The sequence below is a fragment of the Pseudomonas sp. BGI-2 genome, from assembly GCF_004310295.1.
In the GTDB taxonomy this organism is placed as follows: Bacteria; Pseudomonadota; Gammaproteobacteria; order Pseudomonadales; family Pseudomonadaceae; genus Aquipseudomonas.
Genome location: NZ_SISB01000049.1, coordinates 1 through 16,724 on the forward strand (window position 1 = coordinate 1; position 16,724 = coordinate 16,724).

Consider the following 16,724-nt stretch of genomic DNA (forward strand, 5'->3'; position numbering starts at 1 on the left):
AGTTTAACCAGCTCAGGATCAGGCTTGACTCGTTTGGCTCGCTTGGGTTTTGACTCGGTCATTGGATTTCCTTGGGGTAGGCAGTCTCCTGCCAAATGACCGTTTACACAAAACTAATTACACCCTCTCGTAAGCATCTTCCAGCGCGGTGAAGTCGAGTACCCGTATCTCTCTGGTGAGCCTGAATTGGCCGCTGATGACTTTGCCCCCGACCGGTGGCCTGAGTTCAGCAATGCACGTTCTACGTTCGAAAGCTCCATAGAACACCGGCACCCCGGCCGGACTCATGCGACCCGCAGGCGCTAGCTCCTTTGGGGGCGCGGCTAGTTGGCCACTGGGGTTGGCCAAAATATCCGTACTGTAGTCTTTCGGCGGAGTGCAGTCGCGTGCGCGGAAGATCGGCTTACAGTCAACTGGATTCAGCATCCGAACAACACCGGGGCCGAAGCCAACCACATGATAAGAGTCGATCCCCTCGAACAACCACTCCAAGAACTCTCTGGCTTTGTGATTGAAGAAGCGGCTTTTATGCATGAGTCCGTTTCGTAACTCGATCCAGTTTTCCTGCACTTCAAAGGGAAGATGGTTTTTTCTCGTATAGGCTTCCGCGTCGAAGAAACCCTCATCGCCTGGTGACTGATTCACCAGCCTCTCCAAGACATACTCGATGATTGGATCGTCGTCATCTTCTACCCGAAGGATTTCCCCAATGAAATAGCTGAGTGGGTCACCATGTTGCTCGGTGTGGCTGATGCGATCCCTGTCCATGTCCCAAATATCTACTAGGTCTCCGATCTCCACCGTATCGATCAAAATCTGAGCTATCTCATTGACTAATGTGTCCAGCTCAATCGATGAATTTTCCTTGCCGCAGTTCAAGCATTCGGCTCTGGCTTCTAACTGGAGAATTCGGTCCCGGAGAAAGTCATCATGTATGCATTCGCTGCAGATCGGCTCGAATATCTCGTCCATTTTCATCCCCATGTGCCCTTAATGCCGGGCCAACAAGCGTATTTATGCCGCTATGCGTCGAAAAGCGTTGAAGTCTTTTCTCGTGTCAACGCTTCCTCATGCAGAGCTGCGCGTTCTGCTTCATCAAACACACGCGCATCAAACAGGCCTAGTAAGTAGCCCTCGGCGAGGCACTTGGCTTGATCCATTTGTCTTTGCGTTTCAGCTTCGTCAATGGCTCGCAGCAACCAATACCAGCGCGCTTTCTGCGAATGGTTCATCCATTTAAGAGCGGCAAACGTGTCCGTCGGTTTCGTACTCATGGGCAGGCTCCTTGCCTAGTGGAGAAATTACAATCCCTTTGTAATTGCTGTACCGCTGGAGATACTACTCAAATTCTCCTGACCTAAAAACACTCTTTAAACCCGATTAAAAGTCCTGAGCCATCTATAGGCTCAGGCTGTGCGCATCACCTCCACGCAGCGTACAGCCATGAAACCACTGCATATCTTCAAATCCGGCAGTCACACCGCAATGAATGGCGTCAGCTTCGACTTCAGCGAGTCCGATCTGACCGCTACGGTGAACGCATATGACCCCGCATTGCACGAAGCCCCCATGGTCATCGGCCACCCAAAGCATGACGCCCCGGCCGCCGGCTGGGTCAAGTCGCTGACAGCCACAGCCCAAGGCCTGATCGCCGAGCCGCAACAAGTCGACCCCGCTTTCGCCGAACAGGTGGCCAAAGGCAGTTACAAGAAAATTTCCGCCTCCTTCTACGAGCCTGACGCCGCCAACAACCCCGTGCCCGGCGTGTACTACCTGCGCCATGTCGGCTTCCTCGGCGCCCAACCGCCGGCCGTAAAAGGGCTTCGCACCATTGAACTGGCCGACGGGGAAGAAGGCGTTATCGAGTTTGGCGACTACGGCCACGAACTCAGCTCTGACATGTGGCGCCGTTTCCGCGAGTGGCTCATTGGCAAATTCGACAAGGACATTGCCGACCAGGTGACCCCGTCGTGGGCCATCGACAGCCTCGCCGAAATCGCCCGACAACCCAAACCGGGCGATCAGCCCGCTTTCTCCGAGTCCACCCGTTCCACTGAGGTAACCAGCATGCCCGACCAAGACAACGCCGCCCTGGAGGCGGAGAACAAGCGCCTTAAAGCCGACATCGCCAAGCGCGACAAGGCTGCCCGCACCGCCGCGCAGGACGCTATCCACGCGGCGAACGCCGAATTCGCCGAGAAACTGGTGGCGGCGGGCATGAAACCGGTTCACGCCCCGGCAGTGATTGCCGCACTGGACTACGCCGACTCCAGCGTAACGCCGTTGGAGTTCGGCGAAGAGGACGACCGCGAGCCGTTGAGCGACGGCCTGAAAGCGATCTTCAGCGACCTGGCCGGCGGCGTCAGCTTCGCGGAGGTCGCCACCAAGACCCGTGCCGGCAAGACCATTCCCCAATCCACCAACCCATTGCTGGCCGACGCTGAAGCCCGCTCCAAACGATAGGAGGCCCCATGGCCACGTTTACTCAACCGAAAGATCCGGGCGACTTGCTGCTGGTCGAAGTCTGCCCCGGCTGGACGAAGGACAAAGTCACCCTGCTGGGCGGGGTGAATTACGCGTTCGGCCAGGTGTTGGCAAAAGTCTCCGGCAAGTACCAGGTGGTCGATCTTGCCGGCACTGGCGCGGCCAAAAAAACGGCGGCGGTTTTGATTGAAGCCGTGGACGCAACAGTCAGCGACCAGACGGGCGTAGTGGTTTCTCGCGGCGCCGTTGTCGATCTCGCCGAACTGGCTTGGCCGGGAGGCATCACCGAAGCCCAGAAGGCCACCGCCTTGGACGAACTCAACGCCCTGGGCATCGTTGCCCGCGCTGCCCTTTGATCTGGAGTACTCCATGAATCTGCAAGACATGTTCAGCGTTGCCAACCTCACCGCCGCCGTGAACAAGCTTCCCGCCATCCCCGGAAAAGTCGGCGCGATGGGGTTGTTTGATGAAAAAGGCGTCACCAGCACCAGCGTCATCATCGACGAGCACGAGGGCCGCCTGGTGCTGGTGCCCAACACATCGCGTAATGATGACCCGGCCCCAATCAAGGGCAGCAAACGTAAACGCCGCACCTTTGAAACACTGCACCTGCCGCTCAACCGACCGATCTTGCCAAGCCAGTTGCAGGGGGTTGCCGCGTTTGGCCAGGAAGACACCACCGCGCCTGTAGCGACGGTGATCAACGACAACCTGCAGGAGCTGAAAAACAGTATCGAAGCCACCCGTGAATTCCAACGAGTGGGCGCACTACGCGGCAAGCTGCTGGATGCGGACGGCGAAGTCCTGACTGACCTCTTCAAAGAGTTTGAAGTCAGCCAGAAGAAAATCACGGTGGCGCTAAGTAATGCCGGCACCAACGTGCGCAAGGCCTGCCTCGACGCCAAGCGCTTTTCCGAATCCAAACTGGGCGGCGTGATGGTCACAGGCTTCCGTGCGTTGTGCGGGCCGGATTGGTTCGACTCGATGATTGACCATGAAAAGGTCAAAGCCGCATTTGCGAACTACCAGGAAGCGCAGGATCGACTCGGCGGCGATGTGCGCTCGGGCTTCACCTTCGGCGGCATTGAGTTCATCGAGTACGACGTCACCGTCAGCGGCCAGCGCTTCATTCCGGCCGACATCGCCCAGGTGTTCCCGGTGGCCCGTGGCGTGTTCCGCATGTTCAACGCCCCGGCGAACTACAACGAAACCGTCAACACCATTGGCCAGCCGTTCTACAGCAAGGCTGAGGAGCGCAAATTGGGCAAAGGCTGGGATGTCGAAGCCCAGGCAAACCCGTTGGCCATGTGCCTGTTCCCGGAAGCCCTGGTCGAACTGAAGATGAGCTAACCCATGCGCTACTGCAACCGCGCCGATATCGGCAACGCCATCCCGGCGATGACGCTGATTCAGCTCTCCAACGATGACCCGGCCGCCATGCTGCCCAATGAGAACGTGATCGAAGACGGCGTGCGGCAGGCGGAAGAGCTGGTGGATGGCTACCTTCGGGGTCGTTACAACCTGCCGCTCGATCCGGTGCCGACCGTGCTGCGGGATGCAGTGGTGTATCTGGCGCGGCACTGGCTGTATCAGCGCCGGCCAGAGGGCGCGTTGCCCGATGCGGTTAAGGACAGTCGTAAGGACACCATCAAGCTGCTGGAGAGCATCCGTGACGGCGTGGTCACTCTGGGCATGCCCACGGGCCACGCCGCGCCGGAGCCGGGCGAGGTTCGTGTCCGCGTGCGCAAGCAGCAGTTCGGCGCGGACACATGGGAGCGCTACTGATGACCGAGGTAGAACTCAAAACCCAAACCGAGCAACTGATGGACGCGGTGCTGGCGCGTCTGCGCGGCGCCTTCAGTGACGAATTGATGGTCGAGCTGTTTCCCGAAAATCCAGCTCTATACCGGCTCAACCACCCGCGTGGATCAATTCTGCTGGCTTACGGGAAATCGACCTTCGGCGGATCGGAAAGCACTGGCGCGATCTTTCAAGCCCGCAACATGACGTTGCGGCTGACGCTGGTCTTCCGCCAGCTCAACGGCAAGGACGGCGTTGTCAGCTATCTCGACCGCATTCGTGCCTGCCTTACGGGTTGGTACGCGCCGCACTGCGACCAAGCTTGCCGCCCGATTTTCGAACATTTCATTGGCCACATGAACGGCGTTTGGCAGTACGCCCAGGACTTCGCCACTCGCTCCACCCAACTTCAAATTGCGGCTCCTGAAAGCGGGCCGCTTTTGACCGTTCCCCAATTTGAGGACGCCTCATGGAACTGACCCGTTATCTCTACAACGGCCCCCCAAGCGCCGCCACCCTTCGGGTTGGCGAAAGCCGCGAGCTGCTGGATGTGCAACTTTCGCCTGGCATGCCCGCCGAGTTGCCGCCCGAACATGAATACACGCTGGTGCTGTTGGAACTCCAGCATCTGGAGCTTTTGCCAGCCGAAACGAAGCGGGCCGCCAAGACCACTCCCGCGCCCCCAAAAGTCGAAAAGGAGTAACCCCATGCCAGCTAACTATTTGCACGGCATCGAGACTATTGAGGTCGAGCGTGGCGCTCGCCCGATCAAGGTCGTCAAGTCGGCCGTCATTGCCTTGGTCGGTACCGCGCCTATCGGGCCGGTGAACACGCTGACCTTATCGCTGAACGAAATCGACGGCGCGCAGTTCGGCTCCCACCTGCCAGGCTTCAGCATCCCTGAAGCGTTGGAAGGCATCTACGACTTCGGCGCCGGCACAGTGCTGGTTGTCAACGTCCTCAATCCGGCGGTTCACCGCACCAGCCTGACGGGGCAAGAGCGCACGTTCAACGACAACGATCTGCTGCAGCTGGAGCACGGCGCGCTGCAATCGTTGGTGTTGAAATCCCCCGAAGGAACGAACACCTACGCCAAAGATTCGGACTACTCGGTGGACATGCTCACCGGCCGCGTGAAGCGCATAGCCAGCGGCGTCATTCCAGCGAATGGGCCGGTAAAAGCTGATTACGCCTACGCCGACCCTAGTAAGGTCACGCCGGCCGATATCATTGGCGGCGTTACCGTTGCCGGAAAACGCACCGGCATGAAAGCGTTTCAAGACAGCTACAACTTGCTGGGCTTCTTCGGGAAAATCTTCATCTCTCCCGGATTCAGCACCCTCAACTCGGTGAGCGTCGACCTGATCGCCTCGGCAATTCAAGTGGGCGGCGTCGCGTACATCGACGCGCCAATCGGAACCACTGTTCAACAGGTTATCGCGGGGCGCGGCCCGGCCGGCGATATCAACTTCAACACCAGCAGTGACCGCGTGCGGCTGTGCTATCCGCATGTGAAGGTTTACGACGCGGCTACCAACGGCGAACGCCTGCAGCCTTTGTCGATCCGCGCCGCCGGCTTGCGGGCTAAGGTTGATAACGATAAGGGGTACTGGTGGAGCAGCTCCAACCAGGAGCTGATCGGCGTTATCGGTTTGGAGCGCCCGCTCAGTGCGCGGATCGATGACCCATCCAGCGACGTCAACCTGCTCAACGAAAACGGCATCACCACCGTCTTCAACTCCTTCGGCACCGGGCTACGCCTGTGGGGAAACCGGACGGCAGCCTGGCCAACCGTGACCCACATGCGCAACTTCGAAAACGTCCGGCGCACCAAGGATGTCATCGACGAGTCGATCCGCTACAGCTCGCTCCAGTTCGTTGACCAGCCCATAACCTCGTCGCTGATCACCAGCGTTACCGAAAGCGTCAATCTGCTGATTCGAAAGTTGATCGGCGATGAGGCGTTGCTCGGCGGCGAATGCTGGTACGACCCGGCCCGCAACCCGCAGACCGAGTTGGAGCAAGGTCACGTTCTGTTCAGTTACAAGCTGGGCATTCCGCTGCCGTTCGAACGCGGCACTTTTGAAACCGAAATCACCGGGGAATACCTGGTCAATCTGGGGGCACAGTAATGTCTGGCTTCAGCGCTCACCGCATTTCCAACGCCAACGTCTACCTCGATGGCGCCAGCTTCTTTGGCAAGCTGGAAGAGGTCGATCTTGGATCTATCAAAACAGTGACCAGCGACTTTCAAGGGTTGGGCATGGTCGGCCTGATCGAACTGCCGGACGGCATCGACAAACTGGAGGGAAAATTCATCTGGAACAGCCTGTACTACGAGGCCGCCAGCAAACTGGTGACGCCATTCAAGAGCGTCCAGTTACAGTGCCGCAACAACGTCCAGGTGTTCAACAGTGCCGGCCTCGTCGAGGAATTGCCGCTGGTCACTACGATGACCATCACCGGTAAGGAATACCAACTCGGGGGCCACAAGCCGCGAGATCCGACCAAGTATGAAACGCCGTTCTCAGCAACATATGTGCGTCAGGTTCTGAACGGGCAGGAAATCGTCTTGCTGGATTGGTTGGCCAACATCTTCAAGGTTGGTGGGCAGGATCAGTTGTCGAAATATCGGCAGAATATCGGTCAAGCTTAGGCAGAAAAAAAGGCAGTCAACGTTGAGATGACTGCCTTTTTTATTACTCGGTGAGTGCTGCCGGTACCGAGTTGTACAGCTTCAATGTTTGAAGGGTGGCGACGTAGTAGCCACCTTTTTCCCTAATAAAATTTTCAGCTTCCAGCCACTTTAACGTGCACTTCAGCACCTCCTCTTGAGGTGTGTTTTTATAGAATCCGATCATGCCGCTGGCCTGGTACTCACCCTTCGGCAGCTCAAATGTCTCAGCCGTGATCTGTACCGGCACGGGACACTCATTAATAACAAGCTCGATAATTTGTCGAGTCAACACATTGAATTGTTCCTGCTTACTGTCGCTCATACTCGCCTTCTCCATGGTGCTCAGATATCTCATTGAATGGATGATGTTAGGGCAATTCTCTGAGGCTTGCAGGCCTCTTTAAAGCCGATTAATAGTCACCGCCACTGCCGGATGCGATGCTCAGGACTCTTTTAGAGCAACCCTTTCTGGAGCAACGAATATGGCCGACCCACTCAGTTTCCCACTCAAATTTCCTTTCACATCCGCTTTGGGCACGCATCTCGCGTCGCTGCCTATCAAACGCCTCAAGCGCAAAGACCTTACCGCCGCGCACAGCTACTCGCCCAAGGACGAAGGCGCGCAGGAAGATTTCCTGTTCGCGAAAATGACCGGCCTGACTATCGAAGACCTAGGCGATTTGGATGTTGCCGACTCGAAAATTCTGTCAGCGGTGTTTCGGGAAATGGCGGACGGCGGAGACATCGCTGCAGTCCTGGGACGCGGCGATGTTGCTGATTCTGAGAATGCAGCCGTCGGAGATTCGCCGGCTGTCGATGGATGAGTATTGGATTTGGGTTGACGTGTGTCACAAAGAGATCAACCGGCGGATCGAACTCGCCGATAGATTGAACGGCCAATGATTGCGGCTAGACCCACCGCCAAGCCAGCCAACCAAGCGCCGCCCGCTGCGATAGGGGCGGCTACCGAAGCCAGCAATGGCAAGCCGATGCAGAACACGACGACCGCAGCCCACAACGGCAGGTGAGCCAGGCAAAGCCAGGCGAGCCCGATCACACCGGCGCCGATGGCCAGTGCATACAGAGTATTGGCGGTGCGTAGAGCGGTTTTTTCAAACATGCCCATAGCGTAGCAAACTTTATGGCTAACGAAGTACTGGTTGGACTGAAGATCGGGGCCGCCGTATCTGGCAGTCTCAGCGCCGCTTTCGGCTCTGCCAAATCGACCGTACAACAACTCGGCCGCGCCACCGATGGCCTCACCGCAAAGCAAAAACTTATCGGCACCGAACTGTCCGCCGCCCTTGCACGGGGCGGAACGGGCGTTGAACGGCTGCGCCGGCAATATGACCTGGTGGGCCGCTCAATTGACCAACTCAAGGTCAAGCAAGACCGCCTGACCGCAAGCATTGCGCGTGGTGAAACGCTAAAAAACAAACGCGGGGAACTGCGCGGGCAGGCGCTGGAAGTGGCCGGCACAGGCGCAGCGCTTGGCGCCCCAATTGTTCAGTCGATGCGCACGGCTATCGAATTCCAAGACCAGACCCGTGACATTGCCATTACCGGCGGGTTCGATGAGGCGCAGGAGAAAGGCCTGAGCGATGTCATGCGCGGGGCCGCGCTAAAGTGGAACCAGACCCAAACCGATGTGGCCAAGGGCACCGCCGTCTTGATTGCCGGCGGTATTGCAAACGTCAAGGAACTGGAAGCCTATGCCCCGGTAATGGCCAAAACTGCGACCGCAACGCGGGCAAGCATGGACGATCTCGGATCGGTGGCCATCGCGCTCAATGACAACCTCGGCATAGGCGCGGCCGGACTTGAGCGCTCCATGAACATGCTGGCGTTTGCCGGCAAAAGCGGCCAGTTCGAACTTGCGGACATGGCCAAATGGCTGCCCCAACTGACGCCCCAGTTTGCCGCGCTGGGGATCACTGGCGAGCGCGCCGTTGCCGAGATTGGCGCCTCCCTGCAGATTGCCCGCCGGGGCGCCGGTTCCAACGACGAGGCGGCCAACAACTTCAAGAACTTCCTTTCTAAACTCACCGCGCCCGAGACACTCAAGGCGTTTGAAAAGGCCGGGATCGACCTTAAAAGCAGCATGACGAACCTGGTCAGTGAGGGGCTTTCGCCGGCCGAGGCCATGATCAAGATTCTGACCAAGCACCTCGGCACCAAGGGGCCGGCCGCTGCCGCCGCCTATAGCAAAGCGCTGGATATCAAGGATCAGAAAGAGCGTGAAACGGCGCTGAGCCGGCTCGATGAGGCGTACAAGCTCGGCGAGCTGTTTGCCGACCAGCAGGTGCTGTCTTTCGTGCGCCCGGCGCTGGCAAATCAGAAGGATCTCGGCGGCATCAAGGAAGGCAGCAAGGATGCGGCCGATAAAGGCGTACTCGATCAAGATTGGGCCAAGCGTATGGGCAGCTCGAAAGAGCAGCTCAAGGAACTACGCAACAACCTGGCTGACATCGGCATTTCAGTCGGCAACGCTTTGTTGCCGGCAATCGTGGACGTGAGCCGAGCGGTTGTTCCGCTGATGCAATCGTTCTCCGCTTGGGCGGGCGAGAACCCCGCATTGATCAAGGGGATCGTTGGCCTGGTCGGCGGCCTGCTGGTTGGCAAGATGGCATTCATCGGCGTGGCCTACGGGGCCAACCTGGTGCTGTCGCCATTGGTGGCCATGAAGACCGCCATGACATCGTTGTCGTCCAAGTGGACGCTCCTGCAGGCGGCGTGGCACGGCGGCAAGTTTGCCCCGTTGATCAACGGCCTTGGCAAAGGCGCACAAGGAATGCGCGCCGCAGGACGTGCCGCCAGTTGGCTTGGCCGGGCCGCCCTGAACGATCTTCGCACGGCGCTTACCGCGACCGGCAGAGGCGCCGCATGGCTGGCCCGTGGCGGCGTGATGTTGGGCAAAGCACTGGGCGGCCAACTACTCACGGGCTTACGCCTTGTTGGGCAGGCCGTTTTGTGGATCGGCCGGGCGCTGTTGATGAACCCGATCGGGCTGGCCATCACCGGCATCGCTGTCGCGGCGTTCCTGATCTACCGCTACTGGGGCCCGATCAAGACCTTTGTCAGCGGCTTGTGGGCCGAGATCAAAGAAGGCTTCAGCGGCGGCATCTCCGGCATTGCGCAAACGCTGCTCAACTTCTCCCCGGTGGGGATGTTCTACCGGGCCTTCGCGGCTGTGATGAACTACTTCGGGTTTGAGCTACCCGGCAAGTTTTCCGAATTTGGCGGGATGATTGTTACCGGCCTGGTCAACGGCATCACCAACATGGCGGGCGCGCTGAAGGAAAGCGTGTTGGGCATCGGCTCATCCATTCAGGGCTGGTTCACCGAGAAACTCGGCATCCAGTCGCCAAGCCGGGTATTCATCGGGTACGGCGCAAACATCAGCGAAGGCGCCGCCATCGGCATCAGCTCCCAAGCGGGCCTTGTGCGGGACGCCGCGCTTGGCATGGCGGGACAGACCAGCGTTGACATGGCGCCGCCAAATCCAATGGACGTTTCCAGAGCCGGGATGATGGCGCCTGCCGGGGGCGGCCAACTGGGCGGCTCTGGTGGAACCGGCGGCCAAGTGAATTTTACGTTTTCCCCACAAATCACCGTTCCGGCCGGCGCCGGCATGGATCAAATCAATCAGGGATTGCAGGCCAGTTACGCCGAATTTATGCGGATGATGGATCGCTACATGCGCGACAAACGCCGCCTCAGTTATGGCTCTTCGGATGAGGTAACCGTTTAATGTTTGCCATCTTGGGGGACATCGAATTCACCGTTGCCGGCGGCATTACCGGCATGGAACAGAGCGGGACGGCTGACTGGGCGGAACATGCGCGGATTCAAGGCAAGCCACTACTGGAATGGATTGGCGAGGGGCTGGATGAATGCAATCTCACCATTGAACTGCACCCATTGCTCGGAGATCCCGAAGAACGCCTTCGGGCCTTGTGCCTTGCCAAGAGCAAGCACGAACCCTTGGCCTTTGTCATGGGCAGCGGCGAGTACCTCGGCCCCTATGTCATCTGCAACATGGGCAAGACGACGCGCCGAGCAACGGCCGTAGGCCAGGTGCAGGCCGCCACGGTTCAGCTCAGCCTGAAAGAGTACACCGGCGCCTTCACGCGCAAGGTTGCCCGGCCGGGACTGCTCGATCCGGCCGTAACCGGCACGGCCGCAGCCGGCGCCGGCACTCCTGGGCTGCTCTCGCGCTTGATGCCATCGCCCAGTACGACGCAGATGGTGCTGGGCCACGCCAAAACCGCGGGCAACATTTTGAAGGCGGGTCAGAACCTGTACGAAACCGTCAAGAGCGGAAACCCCTCGATGATCCTCGGCCAAGTGCCCCAGTTACTGGGCGTCACTGCGCGGGCTATAGAGCCGCTGCAGGGGCTGAAAGACATGGCCGGCTTGCTGAAGGATGGCGCCGATCTATCCCTCCTCGGCGAGGATGTACTGGGCGGCGTTATGGGCGCCAGATCGAGCCTCAACCCGGTCGACCTTGACAACATCGTCGAACGGTTCTCCGCCTCCAAGGATTCGCTCGACCAAGCGTTTACGAAGATGAGCGGCGCCAGCGCCAGGCTTTCGGGCTTGGCCGCACAAGTACTTACCCGGAGGGCATGATGTTCATCCCGCACACTACAACCGAGGGCCAGCGCTGGGATCAATTAGCCTGGCAATACTACGGCGATGCTCACCGTTACACGCCGATTATTGAGGCAAACCCTCACGTTCCAATCACCGCCGAGCTGCCCGCCGGTCTGACCTTGGCCATCCCGGTTCTTGAGCCAGCGCCCTCTGCAGAGGACCTGCCGCCGTGGATGCGATAAGCCCGACTCAGGTGCCCGAGGCGCGCTTTGTCCTCAACTACCAACAGCGCAACATCACCCGCAATGTCAGCGCGCATCTGCTTTCGCTGACGTATACGGACTTTCTCACGGGCCAGGCTGACAGCCTTTCAGTTGAACTGGAGGACTCCGAGGGCAAATGGCGTGACGCCTGGTATCCCGGCCACGGCGATTCTTTGAGTCTGGCCATCGGCTGGGAGGGCCAGCCGCTACGGGCGGTTGGTAGCTTTGAAATTGACCGCGTAGAGCTGAACGGCCCGCCCTTCACGGTGACCATAGAAGGTCTGGCCACGGGCATCAAAGCGTCCCTGCGCACAACGGAACACCGGGCCTACGAGAACACAACGCTGGATGCAATCGCCAATCAGATCGCCGAACGCCAAGGGCTGGAGCTTGTCGGCAGCATCGAGCCGATCAAACTCGACCGGCTGACTCAGCAAAACACCGATCTGGAGTTTCTGCGCGATCTTGCCGGGGAGTACGACTACGCCTTCAAAGTGACGGGTTCGCGAATGGTCTTTCATGCGATCAGCGAACTTGTCAAAGCCGCTCCGGTTGCCAGCTTTACCCTCGGGGATCTGAGCCGAATCAGTCTGCAAGATCAGATCAAGGACATTCCGCAGGCCATAGAGGTCAAGCACAAAGACCCCGCGAAAAAGAAGTTGGTGGCTTACAAGATGGAGAACGGCGAAACAGTTGCCGTGCCCAGCAGCGTGAGCAAAAGCACCACCAGCGGCGATACCAAAAAGAGCCGCAAACGCAGCGCGTCCGAGGATGAGGCCAAGGCAAAGGCCAAAGCAGAGCTAGCGAAGGCGAACCGCGAAAGGACAACCGGCAGTTGGTCGTCCATGGGCCGGCCCAACCTGTTCAGCGGGAACGTCGTGACCCTGGTCGCGGCCGGCATGTTGGGCGGAAATTACCTCATCAACTCGTCGCAGCACCGAATGACCAGGAGCGGCGGCTACACCGTGGAGCCTTCAACTTGCCGCGTATCGGCGCCTTCAATCGGACTGACGGCGGACAAGATCAAGCCAGATCTCGCGCTTTCGACCTACGGCATTCAAAACGAAACGGTGGCTTGACCATGGGGAGCAAATAATGGGCGTCCAGCTGGAGTACGGTGAAGTCAGCGCCGTTGATTACATGACTTGCCAAATACGTGTCCGACTGGATGATCGCGACGGCGTTGAAAGCTACTGGTTGAGCGTCCCCCAGCGTAATAGTCAGGGCACGAAGCGCCGCCCCTTAATGCCTGAACTGGGTGAGCAAGTCGCGATATTGCTGGACTCTGATGGCGTCGGCGGCGTCTACCTCGGCGGCGTCTACTCAACCGCAGAGCCGCCCCCGGTCACGGACGAAGATACGGACTATGTTCGTTTCAGTGACGGGACGACGGTCACCTACGACCGGTCCGAGCATGTCATGTCGTTGGTGTGCGTCGGGCAGACCAAACTCGTCTGCGATAAGGATCTGGATGTTCAATGCGGTATGCCCGTGACGGTTAAGGCGCCTTCGGTGACGCTGGACAGCCCGGACGTCAAGGCGACGGGCAATTTCGCGATTGCAGGCAATCTGGATGTAGGCGGCAACGTCAACGCCGCCGGATCTGTCATGGATGTTGGCGGCAACTCAAACCATCACTCCCACTAGCCCGCAATGACCGACCATTGTTTGATCCTCTTTAAACTCGATTAAAAGCCGCCGCCCGGCGGCTTTCGCATGATGGGCGCATGACGACGCCCATTCCCTACACCAACATCACCGCTGCCCACTGGCAACCCGCCCTCGGCACCCCGGGAGAGGTTGTCGAAGGCCTGCGCGATATCGACCAGGCAATTCATATCGTGCTGTCCACGCCCAAAGGCAGCGACCCGCACCGGCCTGAGTTCGGCAGCGATCTTCACCTTTATATCGACTGGCCAGAAAACCGCGTCACCCCGCACCTGGTTCGCGAAGCGGTCGACGCGATCCGCCGATGGGAAACCCGTGTCTCGGTCGTGAAGGTCGAGGTGATTATCGATGCCCCGCGGATCACGATGCGCGTGCAGTGGCGGGTAGCGGATGGCGTTCCACAGTTGACGGAGGTGCCCTTTGCGCGAGCTGCCTAAACCTATTTTTATCAACGTAGACCCCGCAGCAACCGAGGCGAAGTTGATTGCGCGCTATGAGGAAAAGTCAGGGAAGACACTCTACCCCGCGCAGGTGGAACGCCTTTTCATCGACCAGATAGCCTACGCCGTAACGCGTCAGGAGGCGGCCGTACAGAACGCTGGCCAGCAGCTCCTGGTACGGTTCGCGAAAGGCCCGATTCTGGATTATCTGGGCGAACTGGTAGCCACCCCAAGGCTATTGGCCGTTCCCGCCCGGTGCATGTTGCGCTTCAGCATGCCGGCGGCGGTACAACAGCCGTTGCTGATTCGCGCCGGCACAAAGGTCAGCACTCAGGACGGAAAACTCGTTTTTCTGACTGATCAAGACGTGGTCATTCCCGCCGGCCAAGCCACCATCAGCGTTACGGCGACGTGCTTGACCGCTGGGGTATTGGGCAACGGCTGGGCCGCTGGGCAAATCAGTAGTCTTGCCAACGCCCCGGCTGCCGGCATGACTGCTACCAACACAACAACGTCCGCCGAGGGCGCGGAGGACGAAGCGGACGATCGCTACCGCGAGCGGATCATTCTCGCGCCCGAAGCCTTTAGTAATGCCGGCAGCCGGGGCGCTTACCGCTATCACGCGTTGGCTGTGCATCAATCCATTACCGATGTAGCGGTTCACGGCCCCGATGAGGGCCAGCCGGATGGACACGTAGCGGTTTACCCATTGACGAATACGGGCCTGCCAGCCGCTGAGTTGTTGGAGCGCATGCAAAGCCGCCTCAGCGGCGAAAAAACTCGCCCGCTGACCGATACCGTGCACGCCTACAGCCCGGTTGAGTGGCCGTTTCAGATCAAGGCCCGCCTTACTTTTTATGTGGAAGCGGATCGAGCAACGGCGTTGGCCGCTGCCCATGCGGCTGCATATGCCTATGCACAGGATCGCCGGGCGGGGCTCGGGCGGGACATCGTTCGGGAACAGTTGACCGCTCTCCTGCAGGTGAGCGGCGTCTATCGGGCAGAGCTGGAGTACCCCGATGTGTTGTCGGTGCTCGAAACAAATGATTGGGCCAATTGCACTGCGATCCAGCTGATCGATGCGGGGGTGGCCATTGGTTAATCAACAGTTGCCCCCAGCGCTCGCGAGCGATGAGCGCTTCGCAACCCTGTGTGAACTGCTCCAAGAGTCGCTGGACGAGATCGATATCAACTCGATGCTCGTTTACTTGGTTGACCTGGTTAAACCAGCAATTTTGCCGCACCTCGCCGATCAGTTTTCGCTGATGGATGAGGTGGCTTGGCAACTGGCCGAATCGGTGGACGCCAAGCGAGACCTCATAAAAAACGCCTCCGAGCTGCACCGCTTCAAGGGCACGCCGTGGGCCATTAGAGAGGTCTTCCGGCTATTGGGCTTTGGGGAAGTTCGCATTGATGAAGGAGTAAGTCCGGCCGAAGGCGGCGCGCCTGTTTGGTCTCTCTACCGGGTCGCGCTCTTGGAACGAGTCATTACCAACGACCAGGCGGCCATGTTGCGCCGCCTTCTTCTTGCCGTCGCTCCAGCTCGTTGCCGGTTGGTCGCCCTCGACTACCAGGCTGTCCCGCTCCGGTACAACGGGTTGGAGAACTACAACGGTCAATACAATCACGGGAGCAGTAAATAATGGCAAACCTACCCGAACCGCCAGAGTGGCCGGATGGCGTCTATCAGATTGAGACGCCCGACCCCGTATTAGGCGGCCCCGATGGGATCGCCAACAAAGCGGCCAAGGCACTTGCGAGCCGGACTGTCTGGCTCAAGGCCAAGTTTGAGGGACTCGTTGAGGGCACCGTAATCGCGTTCAAGGCCACCAGGCTGGCAACGGCGCGCAAGTTATCCATCAGCGGGGCCGCGTCTGGGAACGCGTCTTTCGATGGCAGCGCGGACGCCAACATCGCCATAACACTTGCTGACAGCGGGGTAACAGCGGGCGTCTATCAGAAGGTCACCGTCAACGTTAAAGGGCTGGTGATAGACGGCGGCGCGTTGTCCAGTTCGGACATCCCGGATCTGGACTGGAGCAAGATAAAGACCGGCAAGCCCACCACGCTTGGCGGGTACGGTATCACTGACGCGCTCGGGATCAGCGGAACCGCATTAGCGGCCCGAAAGCTCGAAACAGCACGCAATATTTCCATCACCGGCGCGGCGAGCGGCAGCGCTTCATTTGACGGATCGGCGAGCGCCAACATTTCCCTAACGCTTGCCGATTCAGGCGTTGCAGCCGGTGCCTACACGAAGGTCACCGTCAACGCAAAAGGCTTGGTTATCGGGACTTCAGCGCTTACAGCAGCAGACATCCCATCCCTTGACTGGTCGAAAATCGGGACTGGAAAACCGACCACTCTCGCCGGCTATGGGATAGCCGACGCCTACACAACGGCGGGCACTCAGTGGGTGGTGAGCCAAGCTATTACCGACTTCTCTGCAACTAAAAATTTAGCCGCTCCAGCCTTTCTAAACGGGTTTTACGACGCCAATACGTCGCGCTACTGGACAGCCAACGGCAACTTGTATGTCTCCATCGACTTTGCGCGTGGAGTCGCGCTTGGCGCCCAGTCTGCCTTGCTGTGCGTCCTGCCGCCTGGGGCAAGACCTCGATTCAGATGTTGCGGTACCGGGGACTGGGTTACGTCGTCACCTTTGGCGTTTGGCTACCTCTCCTGGTCACTTGAAATCAACGGCTACCTGACGATCGACTTGTCAGTAGGCGCTACGAACGGAGCCGGTGGTTACCAAGCTCAGATTCACTTATGCACTCAGCTAGCGTGAAGGCA

Annotated in this window: 22 protein-coding genes; 18 read left to right on the forward strand and 4 right to left on the reverse strand. The window is 59.0% G+C overall.

Annotation, left to right across the window (positions count from 1 at the left end; translation table 11 throughout):
• Positions 1 to 117: 117 nt before the first annotated feature.
• Entirely contained in the window at positions 118 to 972 is an 855-nt protein-coding gene (locus EYC95_RS25885; protein ID WP_256657000.1) for an RES family NAD+ phosphorylase, read from the reverse strand.
• 50 nt (positions 973 to 1,022) lie between these two features.
• The gene (locus EYC95_RS25890) at positions 1,023 to 1,274 is read right to left on the reverse strand and encodes a hypothetical protein (RefSeq protein WP_131062855.1); all 252 of its coding nucleotides are present in this window, start codon (positions 1,272 to 1,274) and stop codon (positions 1,023 to 1,025) included.
• Positions 1,275 to 1,443: 169 nt separating this feature from the next.
• Here EYC95_RS25890 and EYC95_RS25895 point away from each other — a divergent pair, with 169 nt between their 5' ends.
• From EYC95_RS25895 to EYC95_RS25930, 8 genes are read left to right on the forward strand one after another with little or no spacing between them, the layout of a single operon-like run.
• The gene (locus EYC95_RS25895) at positions 1,444 to 2,463 is read left to right on the forward strand and encodes a peptidase (RefSeq protein WP_131062856.1); all 1,020 of its coding nucleotides are present in this window, start codon (positions 1,444 to 1,446) and stop codon (positions 2,461 to 2,463) included.
• 8 nt (positions 2,464 to 2,471) lie between these two features.
• Positions 2,472 to 2,840 carry a head decoration protein gene (locus EYC95_RS25900; RefSeq protein ID WP_131062857.1) on the forward strand — a complete coding sequence of 123 codons (369 nt, stop codon included), beginning with the start codon at positions 2,472 to 2,474 and terminating at the stop codon, positions 2,838 to 2,840.
• 13 nt (positions 2,841 to 2,853) lie between these two features.
• Entirely contained in the window at positions 2,854 to 3,834 is a 981-nt protein-coding gene (locus tag EYC95_RS25905) for a major capsid protein (protein WP_131062858.1), read from the forward strand.
• 3 nt (positions 3,835 to 3,837) lie between these two features.
• Positions 3,838 to 4,269: a gp436 family protein gene (locus tag EYC95_RS25910; protein WP_131062859.1), complete on the forward strand. Its 432-nt coding sequence runs from the start codon at positions 3,838 to 3,840 to the stop codon at positions 4,267 to 4,269.
• Positions 4,269 to 4,763 (forward strand): Gp37 family protein, encoded by a 495-nt coding sequence (locus EYC95_RS25915; protein WP_131062860.1) that lies wholly within the window; start codon positions 4,269 to 4,271, stop codon positions 4,761 to 4,763. Before EYC95_RS25910 ends, EYC95_RS25915 begins: the two co-directional genes overlap by 1 nt.
• The gene (locus tag EYC95_RS25920; RefSeq protein WP_131062861.1) at positions 4,754 to 4,987 is read left to right on the forward strand and encodes a hypothetical protein; all 234 of its coding nucleotides are present in this window, start codon (positions 4,754 to 4,756) and stop codon (positions 4,985 to 4,987) included. The genes EYC95_RS25915 and EYC95_RS25920 overlap by 10 nt, the downstream gene beginning before the upstream one ends.
• 4 nt (positions 4,988 to 4,991) lie before the next feature.
• Positions 4,992 to 6,416 (forward strand): phage tail sheath subtilisin-like domain-containing protein, encoded by a 1,425-nt coding sequence (locus tag EYC95_RS25925; RefSeq protein WP_131062862.1) that lies wholly within the window; start codon positions 4,992 to 4,994, stop codon positions 6,414 to 6,416.
• Positions 6,416 to 6,940: a phage major tail tube protein gene (locus EYC95_RS25930; protein ID WP_131062863.1), complete on the forward strand. Its 525-nt coding sequence runs from the start codon at positions 6,416 to 6,418 to the stop codon at positions 6,938 to 6,940. Before EYC95_RS25925 ends, EYC95_RS25930 begins: the two co-directional genes overlap by 1 nt.
• A 43-nt stretch (positions 6,941 to 6,983) precedes the next feature.
• Here the strand turns inward: EYC95_RS25930 and EYC95_RS25935 are convergent, their stop codons facing one another.
• Positions 6,984 to 7,283: a hypothetical protein gene (locus EYC95_RS25935; RefSeq protein ID WP_131062864.1), complete on the reverse strand. Its 300-nt coding sequence runs from the start codon at positions 7,281 to 7,283 to the stop codon at positions 6,984 to 6,986.
• A 160-nt stretch (positions 7,284 to 7,443) separates the two neighbouring features.
• Between EYC95_RS25935 and EYC95_RS25940 the strand changes: the two genes are divergently transcribed.
• Positions 7,444 to 7,785 carry a phage tail assembly protein gene (locus EYC95_RS25940; protein WP_131062865.1) on the forward strand — a complete coding sequence of 114 codons (342 nt, stop codon included), beginning with the start codon at positions 7,444 to 7,446 and terminating at the stop codon, positions 7,783 to 7,785.
• A 35-nt stretch (positions 7,786 to 7,820) separates the two neighbouring features.
• Here EYC95_RS25940 and EYC95_RS25945 read toward each other — a convergent pair whose 3' ends face one another.
• Positions 7,821 to 8,081 carry a hypothetical protein gene (locus tag EYC95_RS25945; RefSeq protein ID WP_165557505.1) on the reverse strand — a complete coding sequence of 87 codons (261 nt, stop codon included), beginning with the start codon at positions 8,079 to 8,081 and terminating at the stop codon, positions 7,821 to 7,823.
• 21 nt (positions 8,082 to 8,102) lie between these two features.
• On the opposite strand from EYC95_RS25945, the gene EYC95_RS25950 reads away from it, so the two are divergent.
• From EYC95_RS25950 to EYC95_RS30765, 9 genes are all read left to right on the forward strand, one after another.
• A complete protein-coding gene (locus EYC95_RS25950) occupies positions 8,103 to 10,712 on the forward strand; it encodes a phage tail tape measure protein (RefSeq protein WP_131062867.1) in 2,610 nt (869 codons plus the stop codon).
• Complete coding sequence (locus EYC95_RS25955; RefSeq protein ID WP_131062868.1) at positions 10,712 to 11,593, forward strand: phage tail protein; 882 nt, start codon at positions 10,712 to 10,714, stop codon at positions 11,591 to 11,593. The genes EYC95_RS25950 and EYC95_RS25955 overlap by 1 nt, the downstream gene beginning before the upstream one ends.
• Positions 11,593 to 11,799: a tail protein X gene (locus EYC95_RS25960; protein WP_131062869.1), complete on the forward strand. Its 207-nt coding sequence runs from the start codon at positions 11,593 to 11,595 to the stop codon at positions 11,797 to 11,799. Before EYC95_RS25955 ends, EYC95_RS25960 begins: the two co-directional genes overlap by 1 nt.
• Positions 11,787 to 12,899 (forward strand): phage late control D family protein, encoded by a 1,113-nt coding sequence (locus EYC95_RS25965; protein ID WP_131062870.1) that lies wholly within the window; start codon positions 11,787 to 11,789, stop codon positions 12,897 to 12,899. The genes EYC95_RS25960 and EYC95_RS25965 overlap by 13 nt, the downstream gene beginning before the upstream one ends.
• A 16-nt stretch (positions 12,900 to 12,915) precedes the next feature.
• Positions 12,916 to 13,467, forward strand: a complete 552-nt coding sequence (locus EYC95_RS25970; protein ID WP_131062871.1) for a phage baseplate assembly protein V — start codon at positions 12,916 to 12,918, stop codon at positions 13,465 to 13,467.
• Between the two features lie 80 nt (positions 13,468 to 13,547).
• On the forward strand, positions 13,548 to 13,925 hold the full coding sequence (locus EYC95_RS25975) for a GPW/gp25 family protein (protein ID WP_131062872.1): 378 nt from the start codon (positions 13,548 to 13,550) through the stop codon (positions 13,923 to 13,925).
• A complete protein-coding gene (locus EYC95_RS25980; protein WP_131062873.1) occupies positions 13,909 to 15,030 on the forward strand; it encodes a baseplate J/gp47 family protein in 1,122 nt (373 codons plus the stop codon). The genes EYC95_RS25975 and EYC95_RS25980 overlap by 17 nt, the downstream gene beginning before the upstream one ends.
• Positions 15,023 to 15,571, forward strand: a complete 549-nt coding sequence (locus tag EYC95_RS25985; RefSeq protein WP_131062874.1) for a phage tail protein I — start codon at positions 15,023 to 15,025, stop codon at positions 15,569 to 15,571. Before EYC95_RS25980 ends, EYC95_RS25985 begins: the two co-directional genes overlap by 8 nt.
• Positions 15,571 to 16,719, forward strand: coding sequence for a hypothetical protein (locus tag EYC95_RS30765; protein ID WP_256657001.1), 1,149 nt, complete (start codon positions 15,571 to 15,573; stop codon positions 16,717 to 16,719). The genes EYC95_RS25985 and EYC95_RS30765 overlap by 1 nt, the downstream gene beginning before the upstream one ends.
• The last annotated feature ends 5 nt before the right edge of the window (positions 16,720 to 16,724 follow it).